Consider the following 22,201-nt stretch of genomic DNA (forward strand, 5'->3'; position numbering starts at 1 on the left):
AATTGTTTTCGCGGTACCACCCGTGTTCAGAGCGGGCCCGCCCGCTCCCTTAGGGGCCCTGCGCAAAGGGCCCAGCGTATAACGCCGCCGCACGTCCTCCCCTACCCTGCTTCGGAGGAGGCAACTCCAGGATGAGCTATCCCGGCGGGGGCCCGCCCGCTTCCACCTGCCGCAGGCTCTCTGTGCGGCGCCCCGCCGTCTTATTCCCTTCACAGTCTTTGCTCTTTGATGGCATTATAGGACGGGAAGCCCCCCTTTGTCAAGCCTGAGTTTCCCCTTCTTCCCCCGTCCCCTTCGGGGCCGTCTTTTCGCCCCAGGCCCGGCCGGCGGCCTCCCGGGCGATATCCACCACCAGATGGTCGGGGCGCTGGCCCTCCTCCCCCTGGGGCAGGGTTTGGTAGACCTCCATCACCATCGAGCGCATCCACAGGCTGGGGGTAATGCGCACCGAATAGCCGCAGCCAGGCTGGCACATCCACTCATAGGGCTGGGCGCGGGGCAGCCCATAGGCGGAAAGCAGCCCCGTGATAACCCCGGCGTGGGTGCACAGCACCGCCTCTGTCCCCCCGGTGGCCATCAGGTTCTGCACCAGGGTCTCAAAGCCCCGGCACACCCGCTGCAAAAAGACCAGCCCGCTCTCCCCGTTGGGCGGGGCGGCCTGGCCCCCCTGCTCCATCCAGGAGAGGAACCGGGGGTCGGCTTGCAGCTCTTGGGCCGTTTTGTTCTCCCAGTCGCCAAAGTCGCACTCGGCCATCTCCAGAATGACCTCTGGGTCCGCCGCGGGATAGAGCAGCTTCAAGGTGTCCACGCAGCGGGTGGAGGGGCTGGCGTAAAAGGCCCCGGCCGAGGGGTAGCGGTAGCGGCGCTTCAGCTCCAGCAGGTCCTGGATGGACGAGGCCGCCAAGGGCGATTCGGTGCGGCCGATATAGCGGCCCTCCAGGTTGCCCTCGCAGGGCATGTTGCGGATGAGATGGATCACATATGACTGCATAAGCTGTCCTCCCTGGCCCAGCCAAAAAAGCGGGCTATTTTTCTACATGTTTCTTTGCCTTTATTTCTTCTATGGTATTTACTTTTCCGCGGCGCACTGTATAATTATAATAGATATTCTGGATATCCGTTTCCATTTTCGTCTTATTTGAGGGCACGGGAAAGGGATTTGGGCTTTCCCGGCGAGGATGGAGGTGTTCTGAATGGCGAACAACGATTTCCCACGGCTTTTGACACTGCTGCGGAAGGAACGGGGCCTCAGCCAGAAACAGGCGGCAACGGACCTGAAGGTTTCGCAAGCGCTTCTCTCCCACTATGAAAAAGGCATTCGAGAGTGCGGGCTGGACTTTTTGCTCCGGGCCGCGGAGTATTACGGCGTTTCCTGCGACTACCTGCTGGGGCGCACCTCCCACCGGGGGGCCGCACCCACCCCCGCCAGTCCCCCCAGAGAGGGTGGGGTAGGGGTTCGGGGCGGCAGCTCTACGGCAGAGACGCAGCGCAGGCTGCTGGTGGGCTCTCTCAATATTGTATTTGGTATTTTGAAAAAAATCAATAGCGAGGGGCTGACACGGCAGGTTTCCTCCTATTTTTCCTGCGCCGTGTACAAGATGTTCCGGCTGCTCTACTCTGCCCGGGGCAAGAACCCCCAAGAGGCTTTCTTCTTGGACCAGCGGCTTTATTCCGCCCAGGCGGACGCCCACATGACCCTGTCCGAGGCCAAGTCCCGCTATCTGCTGGAGGGCGGCAACCTGGAAAACGCCCAGGGCCTTCAGCAGGAGCAGCTGCCTGCCATCACGCCGGCCAGGCTGCAAAGCGCGGCCCCCCAATACGCCCCGGCCCTGCTGGAGCTGGTGCGCAGCATAGAACAAGAGCTCTCTACCCTGAAAGAGCCTTAAAAGCCCTGCGGGAAAGGCTTGGGCGGCGCACCCTTTGCCATATGGTATATTCTTTGCAACTTTATACATTTTGAAAAGCGGCAAACCCTCTGCCAGGGGGCTTGCCGTTTTTTCGCAGCCGCCCTTCTGGCCAGGGAGAAAAAATCCACAAAAAGGGAAAGCCGCAAAGGGCAAAGCTGGCAGGAGGGGAAAAAGTGAAATAGTATTTGTCATTTTCCACCGTTCTGTGGTAGAATAATAGAATGAATAGCTGCGGGCGCCCGCCCGCGGCTGACCGGGAGAAGGCGACACCTGCGGGAAAGGGCGTCCCTCTCTGAAAGACACACGAGAGAAAGGCAGGTATCTTCACCATGTGTGGATTCGTTGGCTTTATCGACGGCGGCGATACCCAGCAGGATGCCGGGGTGCTGCGCTCGATGACAGACGCCATTCGCCACCGCGGCCCCGATGACGCGGATTACTATATGGACGGCACCATCTCCCTGGGGTTCCGGCGGCTTTCCATCATCGACCTGGAGGGCGGCCGCCAGCCCATCCTCAACGAGGACGGGAGCAAGGTGCTCACCTTTAACGGGGAGATCTACAATTTTCAAGAGATCAAAAAGGACCTGCTGGCAGCGGGCCATGTGTTTAAAACCGCCACCGACTCGGAGGTGCTGCTGCACGGGTATGAGGAATACGGCACCGGGCTGCTGAACAAGCTGCGGGGCATGTTCGCCTTTGTCATCTGGGACAAGGAGAAACGGGAGCTTTTCGGCGCCCGGGATTTTTTCGGCATTAAGCCCCTGTACTACGCCAAGATGGGCCAAACCCTGATGTTCGGCTCGGAGATCAAGAGCTTTCTGCACCACCCACACTTTCAGAAAGAACTCAATGAGAAGGCGCTGGAGAGCTACCTCTCCTTCCAGTACTCCCCCGGGCCGGAGACCTTCTTTAAAAACGTGTACAAGATGCCCCCCGCCCACTGGTTCCGCTACAAGGGCGGGAAAATGGAGATCACCCGCTATTGGCTGCCCACCTTTCAGGCGGAGGAGGACAAGAGCCTGGACTACTGGGTGGACGAGATTGAAAAAACCTTTGATGACAGCGTGGAGGCCCACAAGATCTCTGACGTGGAGGTGGGCTCCTTCCTGTCCTCCGGGGTGGACAGCAGCTATGTGGCCTGCTCGGCCCATGTGGACAAGACCTTCACCGTGGGCTTTGACAACGGCACCAAGTACAACGAGATCAGCTACGCCCAAGAGCTCTCCGAGCAGATCCCGGTGAAGAACATCAGCCACATCATCACCCCAGAGGAGTTCTGGGGCACCTTCCCCAAAATCCAATACCACATGGACGAGCCCCTGGCGGACCCCTCTGCGGTGGCCCTGTACTTTGTGTGCAACACCGCCGCCCAGCACCTGAAGGTGGTGCTCTCTGGCGAGGGGGCGGACGAGATCTTCGGCGGGTACAACATCTACAAAGAGCCCCTGGAGATGCAGTGGTACGACAAGATCCCCTTCCCCATCCGCAAGCTTATCGGCAAGATCGCCGGGGCGCTGCCCGCCCACCGGGGCCTCAACTTCCTGGTGCGCCGGGGCAAGCGGCTGGAAGAGCGGTTCATCGGCAACGCCTACATGTTCACCCAGAAGGAGCGCCGCGCCATTTTGAAGCATCCGGCCGGGGCCCCCGCCCCGGAGGACTTGTGCAAGCCCTACTATGACATGGTGGCGGACAAGGACCCCGTGACTAAAATGCAGTTTGTGGACCTGAACATGTGGATGGTGGGGGACATCCTCTTAAAAGCCGACAAGATGAGCATGGCAAACTCTTTGGAGCTGCGGGTGCCCTTCCTGGACAAGAAGATTATGGCGCTGGCGGGGCGCATCCCCCTGAAGTACCGGGTCAACCAGGAGAACACCAAGTACGCCATGCGCAAGGCTGCCCTGCGCCGCATGCCCGAGAAATGGGCGGGCAAAAAGAAGCTGGGCTTCCCGGTGCCCACCCGGGTGTGGCTGAAAGAGGACAAGTACTACAACATCGTCAAGGAGGAGTTTTTGGGAGAGAACGCCCAGAAGTTCTTCCACACGGAGAAGCTGGTAAAGCTGCTGGACGACCACAAAAACGGCAAGGCGGACAACAGCCGCCGGGTGTGGACTGTGTACGCCTTTTTGATCTGGTATAAGCAATTTTTCAGCGAATCCCCCCGCGAAGCGGCGTAAAGTCTCTGCGTGCGCGCCGCAGGGCCAAAGGCCCGGAGGCGGGAAAAAGTTTTCGGTGCAGCCTTTTTCAAAAGGCTGCGACCTTAAAGAGCGCGCAGCGCATAGAGAAGAGCAGCGGCAGCGGCGCACGGCGCTGGTGCCCGGTGGGCACCGTTCAGCGCCGACCGAGGCGGCAGCCGAGAACGCAGGCGATAGCCGCTGGAGCGGTCGCGGTGGCACCCAGCTTTGAAACACCGCCGCCGCTTCCGCCAAAGGGCGGCGGGCGCTTGGGGCGGGTTTCAGGAGAGACTGGTGGTAACCTTTCTGGAAATGTGCCTTAGCACATTTCCAAGGGGGAACCCCCGACGAGGGTTCCCCCTGAGAAACGGCCCACTGGGCCCTTTCTCTAACCCCTTCCTGCGTTTGCCGAAGGCGACTAAGGCCGCAGGGGCGTCGCCCCCGCACCCCTACCACCTTTGAAAAGGTGGACGAAACTTTTACGTTTCTCCACCTAACCTGGGCGCGGGCTTTCCAGTTAGCGGCTCTCAGCCAGCTCCGGCGCCTTTAAGCGCCGTTCGCGTCTTGTCCCGCGGGGTCACCCGCCGCGACTTGAGTGCCCAGGCACTGGGCGGCCACGGACCCCAGGGCTTGGAATAAGAAAGTGTACAACAATGGCGCAAACCCGCATAAACACTGGGGTTTTCATTGTTGTACAGGTGTACAAGAATAAGGGAAAGCGTACAAGAACGGGGGATACTTGTACACCCCGACAACAATGGAAAGCCGCATAAACACTGGCTTTTTTCGATACTTGTACACTTTTGGATCTCAAGTAGGGAGCGCACAGAACGCGCCGCTCTCCTTTATCCTATCATTTCTATCACTGTAAGAGGGATGTACCATGAACCAGGAAATCCAGTTTCAGCCTGTCCTGCTGGGCAGCGATATCAACGTATACGGCATGGCCCGCTCCTTCCACCAGGAGTATGGCGTCAAGTCCGTGGCCATCGGCAAGGGCATTTTAGGCCCCTGCACCGCCAGCAAGATCGTCACTGTAGAGGTGGTGGAGCCCAACCTGGAGGACGACCAGGTGTTCGTCAAAACCCTGCTGGACTTCGCAAAGCGCTATGAAGGCAGCGGCAAAAAACTGCTGCTGGTGCCCTGCGGGGACAACTACATCAAGCTGCTGGTGCGCAACCAGGAGAAACTGCGGGGCGCCTATGTGTTCGAGTGCATCAGCGAGGAGCTGCTGATGCGCCTCTCCATCAAGGAGAGCTTCTACCAGGTGTGCACCGAGCACGGCTTCGCCTTCCCCAAGACCACCACCTGCTCCTATGAGAACTACAAGACCGTGGAGCTGCCCTTCGACTTCCCGGTCATCATCAAGCCCTCCAACTCGGTGGCCTATTGGAACTGCCGCTTCCCCCACAAGAAGAAGGTGTTTGTGGCCCAGAACAAGCAGGAGTACGACGCCATTCTGGAGGCCATCTACGGCTCCAGCTACAAGGACCACCTGATCTTGCAGGAGTACATCCCCGGGGACGACAGCAACATGCGGGTGATGAACTGCTACTGCGGCCGGGATGGGAAGGTAAAGCTCATCGCCCTGGGCAACGCCCTGCTGGAGGAGCACTCTCCCGAGGGCATCGGCAGCTACGCGGCCATCATCAACGGCTACGACGAGAAGCTGAACCAGCGGATGAAAAACTTTTTAGAGGGCATTGGCTATGTGGGCTTTGCCAACTTCGACATGAAGTACGACCAGCGGGACGGCACCTACAAGCTGTTTGAGATGAACCTGCGCCAGGGCCGCAGCAGCTACTACGTCACCGCCGCCGGGTACAACCTGGCCAAGTGGCTGGTGGACGACGTGATCTACCACAAGGACATGCCCTGCACCGTGGCCACCAACAAGGTGCTGTGGACCATCATCCCGGAGAAGATCATCTTCCAGTATGTGAAGAGCGAGAGCGCCAAGGCGGAGGCCCGGGCCCTTATCAAGGCGGGAAAGGTGTGCCACTCTTACTACTACGAGGGGGACCGGTCCCTCAAGCGCTGGGTGCACTACAAGAAGAACCAGTTCCACTATTTCGAGAAGTATAAGCGCTACTTTGGAAACAAGGGCCTTCGAGACTAGTCCGTGACCGGACAGGACAATTCGCGCTATGGGGCGGCGGCTACGGCCGCGCCTGTGCTGACAGCCAGCGCACGTCCGCGCCGTAGGCAAGTAAAAGTTTTTAGTCAAGTTTTTTTCAAAAAACTTGTGGGGTTTGGGGGCCGCTACGTCCCGGTGGGACGTTGCCTAGCGGCTGACCGAGGCGGCAGCCGAGACAACCCCAAGACCTTCCGGGGTTGCAAGGGGCAGCGCCCCTGCCCTCCTAAGCGCCAGCAAATACGGGGGACGGATGTCCCCAACTGGGAGGAATGCTATGAAAACACTGGGCATCATCGGAGGCATGGGGCCAATGGCCACCGCCTACCTGCTGGAGCTCATCATCCAGATGACTGCCGCGAAAACGGACCAGGAACACCTGGGCGCCGTTGTGCTGAACAACCCCCAGGTGCCGGACCGCACCGCCTTTATCCTGGATGAGGCGAACCCCTCTCCCCTGCCGGTGCTGGAGGGCATGGCCCACGCCCTGGAAAACCTGGGCTGCGGGGTGCTGTGCGCGCCCTGCGTCACCTCTCATTACTTTTACCAGGAGCTGGCGGGCTGTGTGAAGGTGCCCTTCCTCCACATGGTGGAGGAGACCGCCAAGGAGCTGCAAGCCGCCGGCAAACGCAAGGCCGGGATTCTGGCCACCACCGGCACCGTGCGCACCGGGCTCTTTCAGGGGGCTTTGGAAAAGCAGGGCCTGGGGTGGGCCGTGCCCAGCCAGCACGGGCAGGAGCTCATCATGTCCCTGATCTACGAGGACATCAAGGCGGGGCGCCAGCCCAATATGGGCAAGTTCCAGCGGGCCAGCGAGGAGCTCTTCGACCAGGGCTGCGACAGCGTCATCCTGGGCTGCACCGAGCTCTCTCTGGTGAAGAAGGACACGCCCCTGGGCCACGGCTACTTAGACGCCCTGGAGGTGCTCTCCAAACGGTGTGTGCAGGCCTGCGGGGCGCCCCTGAAGCCGGAATTTGAAGCATTGATCTCATAATCAAAAAAGGAGGACGTTGCCCATGTGTGGATTTGTGGGATTTCTGAATACACCCGAGGTGGGAAGCCCTGAAAACGTGGTGCGGGCAATGGCGGACCGGATTATCCACCGGGGGCCGGACGACGCGGACTACTATGTGGACGAGGGGATTTCCCTGGGGTTCCGGCGGCTTTCCATCATCGACCTGGAGGGCGGCCGCCAGCCCATCCTCAACGAGGACGGCACCAAGGTGCTGGTGTTCAACGGGGAGATCTACAATTTTCAAAGCCTGCGGGAGGACCTGTTGAAAAAGGGCCATGTGTTCAAAACCCGCACCGACTCGGAGACCATCCTCCACGGGTACGAGGAGTATGGCAAGGAGATCCTGCAAAAGCTGCGGGGCATGTTCGCCTTTGTCATCTGGGACAAGGAGAAGAAGGAGCTTTTCGGCGCCCGGGATATTTTCGGCATTAAGCCCTTCTACTACTACAAAAACGGGAACCAGTTCTTTGTGGGCTCAGAGATTAAGAGCTTTCTCTCCCATCCCTGCTTTGTGAAGGAGCTGGATGAGGAGAAGATTCCGGAGTACCTCTCCTATGAGTACATCCCCTACGAGAGCACCATCTTCAAAAACGTGTACAAGCTGCCGGGGGCCCACTGCTTCACCTACAAGGACGGCAAGCTGACGGTGGAGCGGTACTACCGCATCCAGTACAAGATTGAGGAGGACAAGCCCCTGGAGTACTGGGAGGAGCAGATCCAGAAGGAATTTGAGGAATCGGTGGCCATGCACCAGATTGCCGACGTGGAGGTGGGGTGCTTCCTGTCCTCTGGGGTGGACAGCAGCTATGTGGTGCGGGAGATCAGCAAGGGCACGGAAAAGGTGAAGACCTTCTCCGTGGGCTACACCGAGGAGAAGTACAGCGAGCTGCCCTACGCCCAGAAGTTCTCTCAGACCATTGGGGTGGAGAACATCTCCAACAAGGTCAGCGCCGATGAGTTTTTCGACGCGGTGCCCGAGATCCAGTACATGCTGGACGAGCCCCTGCCCAACCCCTCGGAAATCCCCCTGTACTTCCTGGCCCAGAACGCCCGGAAGTATGTGAAGGTGGTGCTCTCCGGCGAGGGGGCCGACGAGCTGTTCGGGGGCTACCCCATGTACCTGCAGGGGGGCCACTTTGCCCAGTACACCCGGAAGGTGCCCCGCCCGGTGCGAAAGCTGGCCGGGGCCGTGGCCAAGCGCCTGCCAGCGTTTAAGGGCAAACACTTTATCGTGCGGGGGGCAATGGAGCCCTACCAGCGGTTCATGCGGGCCAACTATGTGTTCACTGACCCCAAGGAGCGCCAGAAATATTTGAAGCGGCCCATCACCTCCAAGCTGCCGGAGGAGTACAGCAAGCGCTATTTCGACGAGGTGCCCCAGCTGGACGAGCCCACCCAGCTGCAGTATGTGGACATGCACACCTGGATGATTTACGACATCCTGCTGAAAGCGGACCGGATGAGCATGGCAAACTCTTTGGAGCTGCGGGTGCCCTTCCTGGACAAGAAGATGCTGGAGCTCTCCTGCCGCATTCCCAGCCGCTACCGGGCCGACTGCCAAAGCGAAACCACCAAGCGGGCCCTGCGGGCCGCGGCCCTGAAGCAGCTGCCGGAGGAGACCGCCAAGATGAAGAAGCTGGGCTTCCCGGTGCCCTTGTCCGACTGGCTGATGGAGGACAAGTACTACAACAAAGTAAAGGCCGCCTTTACAAGCGACATTGCGGAGAAGTTCTTCGTCACGTCTGAACTGATGAAGCTGCTGGACGACCACAAAGAGGGCAAGGCCAAGAACATGCAGAAAATCTGGTCTTTCTACTCCTTTATCGTGTGGTATGAGCAGTTCTTCGTGAAGAATTGAAGAGGGAAAGAAACCAAAAGGCACCGCCCACAAGGGCGGCGCCTTTCTTTTTGCGTCTTTCAGCTTTCCAGCTCGTTAACGGTGGACTCCCGGTCAATGATGAGCACCGTGCGGTAGGAAGGGTCCAGGGAGCGCACGGCCTGGTCAATGCGGGCCTTCAACTGCTGGTCGCTCTCTTGCAGGGAGAAGGGCACCGCCACGTCAAAGACGATGTTGGAGTGGGTGACGCCCCACACCACCCGGAAGTCGTGCATGGAGGCCCCTGGCACCACGGCCCGGAGAAGGGAGCGGACCTGCTCCCGCAGCTTGTTGGTGCGCTCGTCCTCGGTGACCACAGGGTCCAGGTGGATGACCAGATGGATGCCCAGCTCGGTTTCAAAATCCCGCTCAATGTTGTCAATAATGTCGTGGCTGATCAGGATGTCCCTCTCCGCGGGCACCTCGCAGTGGACGGAGGCAAAGCACTTGCCCTCTCCATAGTTGTGCACCGTCAAATCGTGGATGCCGAAGATGCCCTCGTAAGAGAGGATTTTCTCATAGATCTTCTTCACCAGCTCCGCGTCGGGGGCCACACCCAACAGGGGGTCCCCCGTCTCCATGATGAGCTTCACGCCGGAGACGACGATAAAAACCGCCACGGCCAGGCCCAAAACGCCGTCCAGGTTCACGCTGGTAGCCCGGGTAATCAGGGCCCCCAGCAGCACCACCGTGGTGGCGATGGCGTCGTTGCGGCTGTCGCTGGAGGTGGCAAACACCGTGTCAGAGTGGATGGTCCTCCCCACGCTGCGGTAGAAAAAGCACTGCCACAGCTTGATGAGCACCGAAACCCCTAAGATCCCCAGAGCCAGGGCGCTGAAGTCCGCGGGCTGGGGCGCCAGAATTTTCTGAACCGAGGTCATGCCCAGCTGCAGTCCCAAAAACAGGACAATGAAGGAGACGATCACCCCGGATAAATACTCTATGCGGGCGTGCCCAAAGGGGTGCTTTTCATCCGCCGGCTTGCCCGCCAGCTTAAAGCCCACCAGCATCACAATGGAGGAGCCGGAGTCCGTCAGGTTGTTCACGGCGTCTGCCATCACCGCCACGCTGCCAGAAAGAAAACCTGCCAACAGCTTGATGGCAAACAGCAGCAGGTTGGTGGCAATGCCAACAGCCCCTGCCACACGGCCGCTTTTCTCCCGCACGGCAGGCTCATCCCGTTCCCCATAGCCGGGAACCAGGGCCTTCATAATCTTTTGAAACAACAGCGATCTTCCCTTCCGTTTAAGTATCCGTTTTTCCGGACACCGCAACGCCCGGAAAGCTATTTCACAATGCTGTTCCCCTGGCTGTCGATGGCGACAATCAGCGGGAAATCCTTCAGCACCAACCGTTTGACAGACTCGCAGCCCAAATCTTCAAAGGCGATGACCTGGGCGCTTTCAATGCACTGGGCGGCCAAAGCCCCGGCCCCTCCAATGGCGCACAGGTAGACGGCTCCGTTGCGCTTCATGGCCTCTATAACCGCAGGGCTGCGCTTGCCCTTGCCGATCATGCACTTGAGGCCCAAATCCAGAAAGCGGGGGGTATAGGGGTCCATGCGGCCGCTGGTGGTGGGCCCGCAAGAGCCAATGGGAAGGCCCTCCGGCGCAGGGGTGGGCCCAGCATAATAGATGGCGGCGCCGTTCAGGTCATAGGGCGGGGCCTCTCCCCGGTCCAGCATCTGGGTGATGCGCTTGTGGGCAGCGTCCCGAGAGGTGTAGCACACCCCAGAGAGCAGCACCCGCTGCCCCGCCCGCAGGGCAGGGGCCACCTGAGCCATGTCCTCCGTGTTCACGCGCAGCTCTGCCATCTTATTTCTCCCAGAAAAACTCAATGTATTCCCCCATAGGGCCCCAGCAGAAGGCGATGCGGATGGGGCTGCCCGCCAGCTCCACATCCTTGGGCTCTACGGCAATCTCATACCCGGCCTGGCGGACACGCTCCACCAGCTCGTCCACCCGGCTGGTGGCAAAAGCGATGTGGTCCAGGGCGCCGCCTTTGGCGGCGGGCTCTTCGCCGTTTAAGATTTCCATGCAGGAGTTGTCCCCGCAGGAGACCATCAGGCAGGGGCGCTGGGGGTCTCCCCAGCTCTTTTTCACCTCAAAGCCCAGCAGCTGGGTGTAAAATTCCACGGTCTTCTCATACTGCTCCGCGGTGGGTTTCAGGGCGATGTGATGCACGCCGTCGATCCATTGGCTCATAGATAGTCCTCCCTAATATTTGAATTCATAAAAAAAGGGATGCCGCCCGGGGCGGCTCCCTTTTTTCCCACTAATCCTGTACGGGCGCTTTTGCCCAATCACTTCCGGTTGAAAATGGACATGATATCCGTAAAGGTGTCATCATCGTCGATGACAGCCGGGTCCACCTGGGGCTTGGAGCTCCGGCTGGAACGAGAGGTGCTGGAGGACTCGGAGGAAGAGGTGTTCAGATAGTCCTCGCCATCCAGGTCCAGATCTACCTCCGCGGCCGGGGACTTCTTCTCCCCTTCCAGGCCCTGAAAGCCCGTGGCAATCACTGTGACAGACATTTCATCTTCCATGTTCTCGTCGAAGGTAGCGCCCCAAATGATGTTGGCGTCCTCGTGGGCGCGTTCGGTGACGATCTGAGAAGCGGTGTCGATCTCGTCCAAGGCGATGTCGGGAGAAGAGGTGATGTTGATGATAACGCCCTTCGCACCGGCAATCTTGGTCTCCAGCAGGGGGCTGGAGATGGCTGCCATTGCGGCCTGCTCTGCCTTATCCTTGCCGCTGGCATGGCCCACGCCCATATGGGCATAGCCTGCGTTCTGCATGACGGACTTCACGTCCTCGAAGTCCAGGTTGACAATGCCGGGCAGCTGAATCAAGTCGGAGATGGACTGCACACCCTGGCGCAGCACATCGTCGGCCACGATGAAAGCGTTGGCCAAGGTGATGCGCTCTTCGCTGACCAGCTTCAGGCGCTCGTTGGGGATGACCACCAGAGAGTCCACCTGCTCCCGCAGGGCGGCAATGCCCTTTTCGGCCTGCTCCATGCGGCGGCGGCCCTCAAAGGCAAAGGGCTTGGTGACAATGCCCACGGTGAGAGCACCCTGTTCCCGGGCGATCTGGGCCACCTTGGGGGCTGCGCCAGTGCCGGTGCCGCCGCCCATTCCAGCGGTGATGAACACCATGTCGGCGTCCTTAAGCACGTTTGCAATGGCCTCGCGGCTCTCATCCGCAGCCTTCTCGCCCACCTCGGGCTTAGAACCGGCGCCCCGGCCCTGGGTCAGCTTTTCACCGATCTGGATTTTCACGCTGGCCTGAGAGCGCTGCAGCGCTTGCTTATCGGTGTTCATGCACACCAGCTCCACGCTGCGCACGCCGGCGCTGGCAATGCGGTTGACAGCGTTGCCGCCGCCGCCGCCCACACCGATCACTTTTATCGTCTGAGGAGTTTCATCGAGCAGGTTGTCAACTTCAAAAGGCATGTTAGTTCCTCCTTGGCTTTTTACGATTCCGGGCGTATCTATCCTTCTGTAAAGCCCTTGGCATTACATTTTTTCTAGACTGCTATATGGTATAATCTATCACTTTTCCGGGAGAATTTCAAGGAATTTCTTGAAAAAACCGGCCTAAAACAGAAACTTTCTGCGGCCCAAGCCCGCCCCATGGGAAATTTCACAAGACAGCGGGAGCCCCCTCTGGAAAAACCGGTGCTTTTAGCGAAGTCAACCGGTGAAAATCGTGCTGGGAATATCGCTGCCCCGCCCGCTTTCCTGGGTGGAAGAGTTCTCTTCCCCGCCGGTCTCCCCTTCTGCGCCGTCCGCCGCGCTGGAACTGGAGTCTTCCGAGGAAGTGCTGCCAGCGGCGTCCCCCGCGGCCCCTGAACTGCCGCCGTCCTCTCCTGCGGCAGAAGAAGCGCTGCTCCCGGCAGACTCTGTAAAGTAGGCTTTCTTTACATCCCCTGCCAAGGTCAGGTCCAGGGTCCCGTACTCATCCTGGGCAATGTGCACCGGGTCCGTGCTGGTGACCAGGCCATAGCCATAGGTCAGCTTGTATTCCAGGTCCACCGTATTCCCCAGCTGGAACAGCACCCTGTCCTGGTAGCTCAGGGTGATGTTGTACAGATCGGTCAGATCCAGGGCGGTAAACTCGCCAACGCCACCCAAATCCACCAAGGTGGAGAGGATGGTTTCCAGGGCCTGCTGGACAGAGGCGTCCTCCACCTGCAGCGTGCTGCCCACCACCGGGTCTTTCAGGGTCAGCCCTGTGATCTGCATAACCCCCTCCAACGGCTGGGTGGCCTCCTCCAGGATCTTGCCCTTTCCACTGATGATAAACCACTGGCTGCCGCTCTGCACGCAGGCCGCCTGCTGGGCCGCCGTAATGTGGATCTCCAAGCCGCTGGGGAAGTGGCGCAGGATCTGGGCGTCCTCCACATAGGGAAGCTGCTCCTCCAGGGCTGCCTCTTGTTCGCCTGTGGTGAGCAAGGCCAGGTTATCCCCTTCCTGGTAGCCGCAGAGCTCCAGAATGGCAGAGGGATCGTAGACCTGGTCGCCGGTGACCTCGATTGTGCGCACCTTGAACAGCAGGAAGACGCACACAAAGGCGGTAACAGCCGCCATCGCCAGCAGGGTGAACGCCAGCAGAAACCGGCGGGCGGCCTTCCCCATGGGCTTGCGGGGCCGCTCCCTGCCCTGCGGCCGGCGGGGTTGGGAAGGCGGCCTGCGGCGGGGGTCCCTCCCCCCTTGGGAACGCCCTTGCCGCGGCTCTTTTTTTGGGCTCTCTCGGGCGGGCTTATCCCTGCCCCGCCGGGAGGAGGGGCGCCGGGCAGGCCGCTGGGGCTCTCTGGGGGGGCGGGGCGGCGTCTCCTCCCCGCGGGAGTTGATGTCGATGAACTCATAGCCCTCCCAGGGGTCCCGGTCTCTGCGGTCCTGTCTCATTGGCGTTCCCTCCTTTCTTTTTTCATTCCATCTTCCCAGGGGAGTCCTCCACCTCTCGGATGCGGGCCCCCAAATCTGCCAGGCTGCCGGCCAGGTCCTCATAGCCCCGGCGGATATGCTCTTCCCCCTCCACCAGGGTGCGGCCCTGAGCGGCCAGCCCCGCCACCACCAGGGCGGCGCCGCCCCGCAGGTCGCAGGCTGTAACAGGGGCTCCCCGCAGCTGCTCCACCCCTTCTACAATGGCCACCTTGCCCTCCACCTTGATCTTCGCCCCAAGCCGCTGCAAGCCCTCTGCGTGCTTGTAGCGGTTCTCGAAGATGTTCTCCACGAAGATGCTGGTGCCCCGGCCCACAGCGGCCATGCTCATCACCACGGGCTGGGCGTCGGTGGGGAAGCCGGGATAGGGCATGGTGCGGATGTGGCGCACTGCGTTCAGGCGCCGGGGCGCCATGATGTTCAGGGCCCGGCCCAGTTGCCGCACCGAGCAGCCCGCCTGCTCAAAGGGGGAGAGCATGGGCAGGATGTGGGTGTTGTCCACGTCCCGCAGGGTGACGTTGCCCCCTGTCACCGCGGCGGCGGCCATGTAGGTCACCGTGGCAATGCGGTCCGGCATGACGGTGTGTTCGCAGCCGAAAAGCTCCTTGACCCCGTCGATGATGACACAGCTCTCCCCCGCCCCGTAGACGCGGCCCCCGCATCGGTTCAGGTAGGCGCACAGGTCGATGATCTCCGGTTCCCGGGCGGCGTTGGCGATGATGGTAGTGCCCTGGGAGCACACCGAGGCCAGGATCACGTTCTCCGTGGCCCCCACGCTGGGGAAGCTGAGGGAGATGTAGGTGCCCTGGATGCCCTCTGGGGCCCGGCAGTGCAGGCAGCCGCCGGACTCTTGGATCTCCACCCCCAGCTTTTCCAGGGCCTCGATGTGCAGGTCGATGGGGCGGGGGCCCAGCTCGCAGCCGCCGGGGAACGTGAGCTCCGCCTCTCCGCACCGGGAGACGATGGCCCCCAGGAACACAATGGAGGAGCGCATGCCCCGCATCAAGTCCGGGGGCACCTGGCAGCATGTCATGGAGTTATCCACCACCAGGCTGCCCTCTTCCCAGTGGCAGCGGCTTCCCAAGTGTTCCAGGATGCGCACCGCCGTGTCCACGTCTGAGAGCCGGGGACAATTATGTAATACGGTCTGTCCCCGGCACAGCACTGTGGCCGCCAGCAGCGGCAGGGTGCTGTTCTTCGCGCCTTGGACCTTCAGCTCCCCGCTGAGCTCCGCTGGGCCGTCAATGACGATCATAAGCAAACACCTCACCCAATTCAGCATACGCCATACTATGTGGCTTGCTGGATTTGGGTGCGGGCGTTCACTGGCCGGCGGCGGACTTGATGACCCTGTAGATGCGGTCGTTAGCGTCCAGAATCTCCATCTTCCCCGCGTTCTCCCCCAGAGAGCGCAGGCGCTCCGGGTCGGAGAGGATGCTGCGGACCTTCTCCCAGAGGGCCGGGCCGGTCAGGTCCTTTTCCTCGATGATCTCCGCGGCGCCCCGGTTAACCAGGGCCATGGCGTTGTGGAACTGGTGGTTCTCCGCCACGTTGGGAGAGGGGATGAGGATGGAGGCCTTGGCCTTGGCCTCGATCTCCGTCAGGGTCATGGCCCCGGCCCGGCCGATGACCAGATCCGCCGCGGACAGGCACTGGGGCATGTTGTTGATGTACTCCAGCAGGCGGATCTGGGGCTGCTGCTCCACATCCAGGACCAGATCCCTGACCTCGTCCAGGAACTTCTCATCGTGGGAGCCATAGCCGTGGATGTGCTGGTATTCGCCGGTTTTCGCGCTTTGGGCCAGCATATAGGCCGCCGCCTTGTTCAGGGCGGAGGCCCCCAGGCTGCCCCCAAAGGACAGCACCACCGGCCGGTCATCCAGGCCCAGCTCTTTGCGGGAGGACTCCCGCTCCGCGGCCAGCACCTCTCCCCGCACCGGGTTGCCGGTGACCACGCAGTTGACGGAGCTGTCGAAGTACTTCTTGGCGTCGGGCACGGCCAGCATCACCGTTTTCACGGATTTGGCCAGCATTTTGGTGGTGACGCCGGGGTAGGCGTTGGACTCGTGGATGACGCAGGGGATGCCCAGCTTGGCGGCCTCCCGGATGACCGGGCCGCTGACATAGCCCCCGGTGCCCACGCACACATCCGGCCCGAAGGCTTTGATGATGCGCTTGGCCTCGGCGCTGGCGGTGAACACCCGCACCACGGTCTGGGCGTTGCGCACCAGGTTCTTGGGCGTCAGCTTCCGCTGAAAGCCGGAGATGTGCACGGTCTGGATCTCGAACCCCGCCTGGGGAACCAGGCGCTCCTCCATGCCCCCCTTGTTCCCCACATAGAGAATCTGGGCGTCCGGCTCCTTTTGGAGCAGGTAGCCCGCCGCCGCCAGGGCCGGGTTGATGTGCCCCGCGGTGCCGCCGCCGGTGAAGAGAACTTTCATTCCAAATCTACTTCCTTTCCCTCTGTTTGGAAAAAATCGGTGCCTGCCGCTTTATGTCTTCTCGATATTGGAAGAGCGGGAGATGTTCAGCAAAATGCCCATCTCTCCCAGCAGCATCAATAGGGCGGTGCCGCCATAACTGAAAAAGGGCAGGCTGATGCCGGTGTTGGGGATGGTGTTGGTCACCACGCAGATGTTCAGCACCGCCTGCAGTCCCACCTGGAAGGTGATGCCCAGGCCCAGCAGCATGCCGAACTTATCCTTGGCGTGGATGGAAATATACACACCCCGCCAGATCAGCAGGGCAAAGAGGACGATGATGACCAGGGCCCCCACCATGCCCAGCTCTTCGCAGACAATGGCGAAGATAAAGTCGTTCTGGGGCTCGGGCAGATAGAGGTATTTCTGGCGGGACTGGCCCAGGCCCACGCCCAGCAGGCCGCCGGAGCCGATGGCGTACAGGGACTGGCGGGTCTGGTGGGTGGCGTCCCGGCTGAGCTCTGTGGAGAAGGGGTCCAGCCAAATGGTGATACGGCTCATTTGATAACCGCCCTTGGTGAGCAGCAGCAAGACAAGCCCCACCCCCAGCACGATGCCACCAATGACGAACCACCGGGGCTTGGTGCCCCCCACGAACATGAGGATGGCGCCCAGCATCAGGATGATGAGGGTGGCGGAAAGGTGGCTCTCCAAAAAAATCAGCGCGGCAACCAGGCCCATAATGCCCACATAGGGCACCACGCCGTAGCGGAAGGTGCCCATTCTATCCAGGTTCTGGGAAATCATGTGGGCAAACAGCACGATCAGCCCGAACTTGGCGATCTCGGAGGGCTGGAAGGACACGATGCCGAAGTCCAGCCAGCGGGTGGCGTCGCCCTCCGGCGGGGCGATGGACTCGATGTGGGCGTACCGGCACACCAGCAGGAACACCAGCAAAAACACAGCGATGCCGAAGATCACCACAGCCAGCTTGTGGAAGTGGTGGTAATCAAAGGTTGAAATGACCAGCATGGCTACTACCCCAAACACGGCAAAGGCCGCCTGCCGGGAGATGAAGAAATAGCTGTTGCCGTAGTAATAATAGCTGTAAGCGTAGCTGGCAGAGAAGAGCATGACCAACCCAATGGCCAGCAGCACCAAAATGAAAATCAGCAGGGGCATATCCAGCCCTGCGCCCAGGCTGAAGAGCTTATACCGGACGGGCCGGCGTTTGCGTTCCCTCTCCTGGGGGGGCGCCTCCCGCTGGGGAGCGCGGGGCGGCCGGTAACTGGGCACCCGGCGCAGGCCGCGGGCAGTCCTTCCCACTGCAGCCATAGCGATTCCTCCTTTCTGCGCAGCTTCTCAGCCGCGTTTCCAAGTCTCTGACAAAACAAGCGTCTCCGCTTTTCACGGGAGCCCTTCCATCCCTGTTATTCTGTCCACCGGGAGGAGCGCTCAAACGGCGCCCGTGGAGTTTTTCCACGGATTTACACGCCGAAGGCGACGCACAGCAGGGCCACCGCGCCGCCCAACAGGGCCACAAAGCCAAAGACAGCGCAGATCTTCACCTCGCTCCAGCCGCACATCTCAAAATGGTGGTGGATGGGGGACATTTTGAACAGGCGCTTGCCGTGAGTGGCCTTGAAGTAGGTGACCTGCAGCACCACAGAGAGGATCTCACACAGGTACACAAAGCCCACGGGCAGCAGCAGGATGGGCAGGTCCAGGCCAAAGGCCAGGGCGCACACCATGCCCCCCATGAACAGGGAGCCCGTGTCCCCCATGAACACCTTGGCGGGGTGCCAGTTCCACAGGAGGAACCCCACGCAGGCCGCCGCCGAGGCAAACCCCAGGGCGGACAGGCCCGCCATGGAGAGCATGCCCGCGCACAGGGCAAAGCTCAAAAAGGCAAAGAAGGAAACCGTGGTGTTCAGCCCGTCGATGCCGTCGGTAAAGTTGACGGCGTTGGTGACGCCCACAATGACAATGGCGGCCAAGGGGTAGTAAAACCACCACAGGTCTATCTTCCCCACAAAGGGGATGGTGGTGGCCGTGTTGCCGCCTGCCAGGGCCACAGAAACCAGATAGGCCGCCGCCACGGCAAACTGCAGCACCAGCTTCTGCCGCTCCGTAAGGCCCAGGTTCCGCTTTTTCACAATGCCGATGTAGTCATCCATAAAGCCAATGGCGCCAAAGGCCACCGCCATGCCAAGGCCCGCGAAGACCTTCACCTTCATCAGCAGGGTCTCTTCCATGCCCAAAGAGTAGAACACCGGCAGGCAGCCCATCATCGCCACCGCAATGCCCAGGATGAACATGAGGCCGCCCATGGTGGGGGTGCCCTGCTTGCTCTTATGCCAGCTTGGGCCCACCTCCCGGATGGTCTGGCCGAACTTCAGCTTGTGGAGGAAGGGGATCATCCACTTCCCCAGCGCAGCGGTGACGGCAAAGGCGATCACCGAAACCAGCAAGAACAATGTGCCGCTCATTTTTCCTAACCCCTCTCGTTGCGATTCCGTTGCTTTCGCCCGGCGTCAGCCGGCGCCCGTCTCTGTGTTGGCGGTGTCCACAAAGGTCAAGGTGATCACCGTGCCCTGTTTCACCTGCTCGCCAGCCTCTATGCTCTGGGCCGTGACCGTGGCGGTCTCCGCAGAGGAGCCGCTGACACTGATCTGCACCATGTTCAGGCCCGCCACATAGTTGGCATCCGCCACCGTGTAGCCGGTGAAGTCCGGCACCGTCACATAGGTGGAGCTCTCGTCATAGCCGCTGGTATACAGCACCACCGTGCCCTCCTTGGGCACTGCGCTGCCGCCGGCAGGCACCTGCTCCGTCACTGTGATGGCGGCGGGATCGCTCTCATCCCCCACCACCGAGTAGGACAGCCCAGCCTCCTCCAGCTCCGCGTAGGCCTGCTCCAGCGTCATGCCGGTGACTGTGGGAGCCATCGTATCCAGGTTGGCATACTCCTCTTCGTTGTACTGGGCCTCTACGCCCAGGTAGGGGAGCAGCTCCTCCATCATCTTGGCGAAGTAGGGCCCGGCCACGGCGTTGCCGCCGTTGTAGCCGCCGTTGGTGTCGTCATCGGGCTCATCAAAGAACACCAGCAGGGCGTATTTAGGGTCCTCCGCTGGGGCGAAGCCGCAGTAGGAGGCAATGTACTCCATATCCTGGGTGCGGTCCTCGTTCCACTTATCCACCTTCTCCGAGGTGCCCGTCTTGCCGCAGACCCGGTAGCCGGCCACATAGCCGCCGCTGGCGCTGCCGCTCTCGGCGTTCTGCTGGAGAATGTCGATGATGGCGTCGCAGGTTTCCTGGGAGATCACCTGCCGGCGGGTGCTGGTATCGGCGGTCTCCACGATGTTCCCGTCCTGGTCCACGACGCGGTCCATCACATGGGGAGTGACCAGGTTGCCGCCGTTGGCGATGGCCGCCGCGGCGGTGATCATGTGCAGAGGCGTGATGGAGAAGTTCTGCCCAAAGGATTCCACCGCCAGGTCAGAGGGGGTGTTGATCAGGTCCGTCACGCTGTGGAACAGGGTGACGGCCTCACCGGGCAGGTCGATACCGGTGCTTTCGGTAAAGCCGAAGGCCTCCCGGTATTTGGCGAAGGTTTCGCCCCCCAACAGCTGGCCGATGTAGATGGTATAGGGGTTGCAGGAGTTGCACAGACCGTCCCGGAAGGTTTCCAGGCCGTGGCCGGTGGTCCGCCAGCAGTTGATGGGATAGGGCCAGCCCTCCACGGTGATGCCGCCGGTGCAGGTGTAGGTGGTCTGCTCGGTGACCACGCCCTCCTCCAGGCCCATGGCGTAGGTACACATCTTGAACACAGAGCCGGGGTAGTAGGTGTCAGAGACAGCCTTGTTCCGCCACTGCTTCAGCTGGGCCTCGTTGAAGGCCGCGTCCTGCTCGTCCTCGGGCAGGGCGTCGATCTGGGCCTGCAGGTTCTCGTCGTAGATGGTAAAGGGGTCGTTGGGGTCATAGGAAGGGGTGGTGGCCAGGCCCAGAATGGCCCCGGTGTCCACGTCCATCATAATGGCCACGGCGCCGTTCTTCACGTTGAACTGGTCCACGCCCTCTGCCAGGTATTTTTCCAAGACGCTCTGCACGGTCTCATCAATGGTGAGCACCAGGTTGTTGCCATCCTGGGCCTCCACATACTGCTCATACTCAAAGGGCATATCGGTGCCCAAGGCATTGCGGGAGGAGATCAGCCGCCCAGAGGTGCCCCGCAGCTCCGTGTCGTACTGCAGCTCCACCCCGTCCAGGCCCTGGCCGTCGGTGCCGGTAAATCCCAGCACCGTGGAGGCCACCGTCCCATAGGGGTAATAGCGCTTGTAATCCTCAATAAGGCGCACGCCGGAGGAGATGTCGTTATCCTCTAAAAACTGGTTGATCTCATCCCGCACGCTGGTCTCCACCTTGCGCTTCAAATAGACAAAGTAAGAGTTGCCCTGGGTCTTTTCATAGACCTCTGTCTCGTCCATATCCAAGATGGAGGCCAGCCCAGAGGCTACCTTCTGCCTGGTTGCCTCTGGGTCATCATAGTCTGCAAAATAGGCGGGCTCCAGCACCACGGTCCACACGCTGGCACTTTGGGCCAGCACCTTGCCAGTGGCATCGTAAATCGTGCCGCGCATAGCATTAAGCGTGGTGCTGGTCAGGCTTTGGTCCAGCGCCGCCGTACTCATCTCCTCCCCGCGGAGGATCTGCCACCGGAAGAGGCTGACCACCACAGCGCCAAAGCCCAGGAATACCAGCACCGCGGTGATCCCCAGGGCCTTGCGCCACATTTTTTCTGTCGTTCCCTTTGCCAACTGCATCCACCACCTTCTGGTTGGTCATCCTCATCTAAAGCCCCGATGGAAGCAAAATGAGAGTCAAGATCTCTCTTGGCTCTCCTCCCTCTCATACAAAATAAGGCCCCGCACTATCCTATTCCCTCTCCAGCCCCGATATGCCGGGCTGGGCCTTATGGGAGGTATTATAGCACAAAGGCCATGCGCTTGCAAATAAATGCGGCCCGCGCAACCGTGGGCCGCATCCCTTTGCATGTCAGGGGAACGGTCCCCTGCAGGGATAAGCGCCTCTGGGCCCTTCCTTGAGAAATGCCCTGCCGCCCATCCAAAATTCTATCAAAACCCCATATATATGTCACACGGCGCGTCGCCGCGCGGTATTGCAGCCCTCTCAAGCAAACCAGGAGACCACGGTGGACCACAGCTTATCCAGGAAGGAGCCCCCGCTGGCCTGGCGCACCACAGCGCCCTGATCCTCTTCTGCCACGTTTACATAGGTGACTTGGTCGCTGACCACCTTTTTCATCCCCAGCTCTTGGGTGGCGTATTCCTCCACCTGAGAGCCGTTCATCTGCTGGGAGGCCTCCATGTTCAGCTGCACCTCCAAGCTCTCCGCCTCCTCCAGCTGCTGAGTGGTGGTATTGATCTGGTCCGTCAGCTCTGTCAGCTGCACCTGGTTATACACCACCAGCGTGACCGTGGAGAAGATCACCCCAAAGCAGAGCACCGCGGCCCCTCTGCGCAAAAAATGCCTGCGGGGCTTTTTCTTCTTTCCCTGCTGGGGCAGCTCCACCACCTTTTCCCGGGCCGCCTGCTGCTCTTCCCTGCGTGGTTCCCGCTCGGGGAGCGCCTCCAACCGCACAGTGTTGTCCCTGCGCTCTTCAAACAGAGAAAGATCGTAGGCCGCCGAAGAATATCTGGACATAGC

General features: G+C 60.8%; 17 protein-coding genes. 5 read left to right on the forward strand and 12 right to left on the reverse strand.

The features are described 5' to 3' along the window. Positions 1-259 precede the first annotated feature (259 nt). Positions 260-991: a histidine phosphatase family protein gene (locus ODJ80_RS08905; RefSeq protein ID WP_263041798.1), complete on the reverse strand. Its 732-nt coding sequence runs from the start codon at positions 989-991 to the stop codon at positions 260-262. Positions 992-1,193: 202 nt separating this feature from the next. Between ODJ80_RS08905 and ODJ80_RS08910 the strand changes: the two genes are divergently transcribed. The 5 genes from ODJ80_RS08910 (at position 1,194) to asnB (ODJ80_RS08930) (ending at position 9,091) form a co-directional block, all read left to right on the forward strand. Next, entirely contained in the window at positions 1,194-1,886 is a 693-nt protein-coding gene (locus tag ODJ80_RS08910; protein WP_263041799.1) for a helix-turn-helix domain-containing protein, read from the forward strand. A 350-nt stretch (positions 1,887-2,236) separates the two neighbouring features. After that, a complete protein-coding gene (gene asnB / locus ODJ80_RS08915) occupies positions 2,237-4,087 on the forward strand; it encodes an asparagine synthase (glutamine-hydrolyzing) (protein WP_263041800.1) in 1,851 nt (616 codons plus the stop codon). 880 nt (positions 4,088-4,967) lie between these two features. Continuing rightward, positions 4,968-6,203 (forward strand): carboxylate--amine ligase, encoded by a 1,236-nt coding sequence (locus tag ODJ80_RS08920; protein ID WP_263041801.1) that lies wholly within the window; start codon positions 4,968-4,970, stop codon positions 6,201-6,203. Positions 6,204-6,495: 292 nt separating this feature from the next. Then, positions 6,496-7,212, forward strand: coding sequence for an aspartate/glutamate racemase family protein (locus ODJ80_RS08925; protein WP_263041802.1), 717 nt, complete (start codon positions 6,496-6,498; stop codon positions 7,210-7,212). Positions 7,213-7,234: 22 nt separating this feature from the next. Then, positions 7,235-9,091 carry an asparagine synthase (glutamine-hydrolyzing) gene (gene asnB, locus ODJ80_RS08930; protein WP_263041803.1) on the forward strand — a complete coding sequence of 619 codons (1,857 nt, stop codon included), beginning with the start codon at positions 7,235-7,237 and terminating at the stop codon, positions 9,089-9,091. A 59-nt stretch (positions 9,092-9,150) separates the two neighbouring features. Here the strand turns inward: asnB (ODJ80_RS08930) and ODJ80_RS08935 are convergent, their stop codons facing one another. From ODJ80_RS08935 to ODJ80_RS08985, 11 genes are all read right to left on the reverse strand, one after another. After that, positions 9,151-10,335: a cation diffusion facilitator family transporter gene (locus tag ODJ80_RS08935; protein ID WP_263041804.1), complete on the reverse strand. Its 1,185-nt coding sequence runs from the start codon at positions 10,333-10,335 to the stop codon at positions 9,151-9,153. 59 nt (positions 10,336-10,394) lie between these two features. Next, positions 10,395-10,922, reverse strand: coding sequence for a FumA C-terminus/TtdB family hydratase beta subunit (locus tag ODJ80_RS08940; protein ID WP_263041805.1), 528 nt, complete (start codon positions 10,920-10,922; stop codon positions 10,395-10,397). Position 10,923: 1 nt separating this feature from the next. Then, on the reverse strand, positions 10,924-11,313 hold the full coding sequence (locus tag ODJ80_RS08945; protein WP_178863033.1) for a VOC family protein: 390 nt from the start codon (positions 11,311-11,313) through the stop codon (positions 10,924-10,926). Positions 11,314-11,411: 98 nt separating this feature from the next. Continuing rightward, positions 11,412-12,563: a cell division protein FtsZ gene (ftsZ, locus tag ODJ80_RS08950; protein ID WP_263041806.1), complete on the reverse strand. Its 1,152-nt coding sequence runs from the start codon at positions 12,561-12,563 to the stop codon at positions 11,412-11,414. Positions 12,564-12,803: 240 nt separating this feature from the next. Continuing rightward, entirely contained in the window at positions 12,804-14,018 is a 1,215-nt protein-coding gene (locus tag ODJ80_RS08955) for a cell division protein FtsQ/DivIB (RefSeq protein ID WP_263041807.1), read from the reverse strand. Between the two features lie 22 nt (positions 14,019-14,040). Further along, positions 14,041-15,309 carry a UDP-N-acetylglucosamine 1-carboxyvinyltransferase gene (murA, locus tag ODJ80_RS08960; protein WP_263041808.1) on the reverse strand — a complete coding sequence of 423 codons (1,269 nt, stop codon included), beginning with the start codon at positions 15,307-15,309 and terminating at the stop codon, positions 14,041-14,043. 67 nt (positions 15,310-15,376) lie between these two features. Further along, positions 15,377-16,495, reverse strand: a complete 1,119-nt coding sequence (murG, locus tag ODJ80_RS08965) for an undecaprenyldiphospho-muramoylpentapeptide beta-N-acetylglucosaminyltransferase (RefSeq protein WP_263041809.1) — start codon at positions 16,493-16,495, stop codon at positions 15,377-15,379. Positions 16,496-16,546: 51 nt separating this feature from the next. After that, the gene (locus ODJ80_RS08970; protein ID WP_263041810.1) at positions 16,547-17,809 is read right to left on the reverse strand and encodes an FtsW/RodA/SpoVE family cell cycle protein; all 1,263 of its coding nucleotides are present in this window, start codon (positions 17,807-17,809) and stop codon (positions 16,547-16,549) included. Positions 17,810-17,961: 152 nt separating this feature from the next. After that, on the reverse strand, positions 17,962-18,963 hold the full coding sequence (mraY, locus tag ODJ80_RS08975) for a phospho-N-acetylmuramoyl-pentapeptide-transferase (protein ID WP_263041811.1): 1,002 nt from the start codon (positions 18,961-18,963) through the stop codon (positions 17,962-17,964). 45 nt (positions 18,964-19,008) lie between these two features. Then, entirely contained in the window at positions 19,009-21,297 is a 2,289-nt protein-coding gene (locus ODJ80_RS08980) for a penicillin-binding transpeptidase domain-containing protein (protein ID WP_263041812.1), read from the reverse strand. Between the two features lie 367 nt (positions 21,298-21,664). Further along, positions 21,665-22,198 carry a cell division protein FtsL gene (locus ODJ80_RS08985; RefSeq protein ID WP_263041813.1) on the reverse strand — a complete coding sequence of 178 codons (534 nt, stop codon included), beginning with the start codon at positions 22,196-22,198 and terminating at the stop codon, positions 21,665-21,667. Between the last annotated feature and the right edge of the window lie 3 nt (positions 22,199-22,201).

This window comes from Acutalibacter sp. LFL-21, assembly GCF_025630755.1.
Classification (GTDB): Bacteria; Bacillota; Clostridia; order Oscillospirales; family Acutalibacteraceae; genus Acutalibacter; species Acutalibacter stercoravium.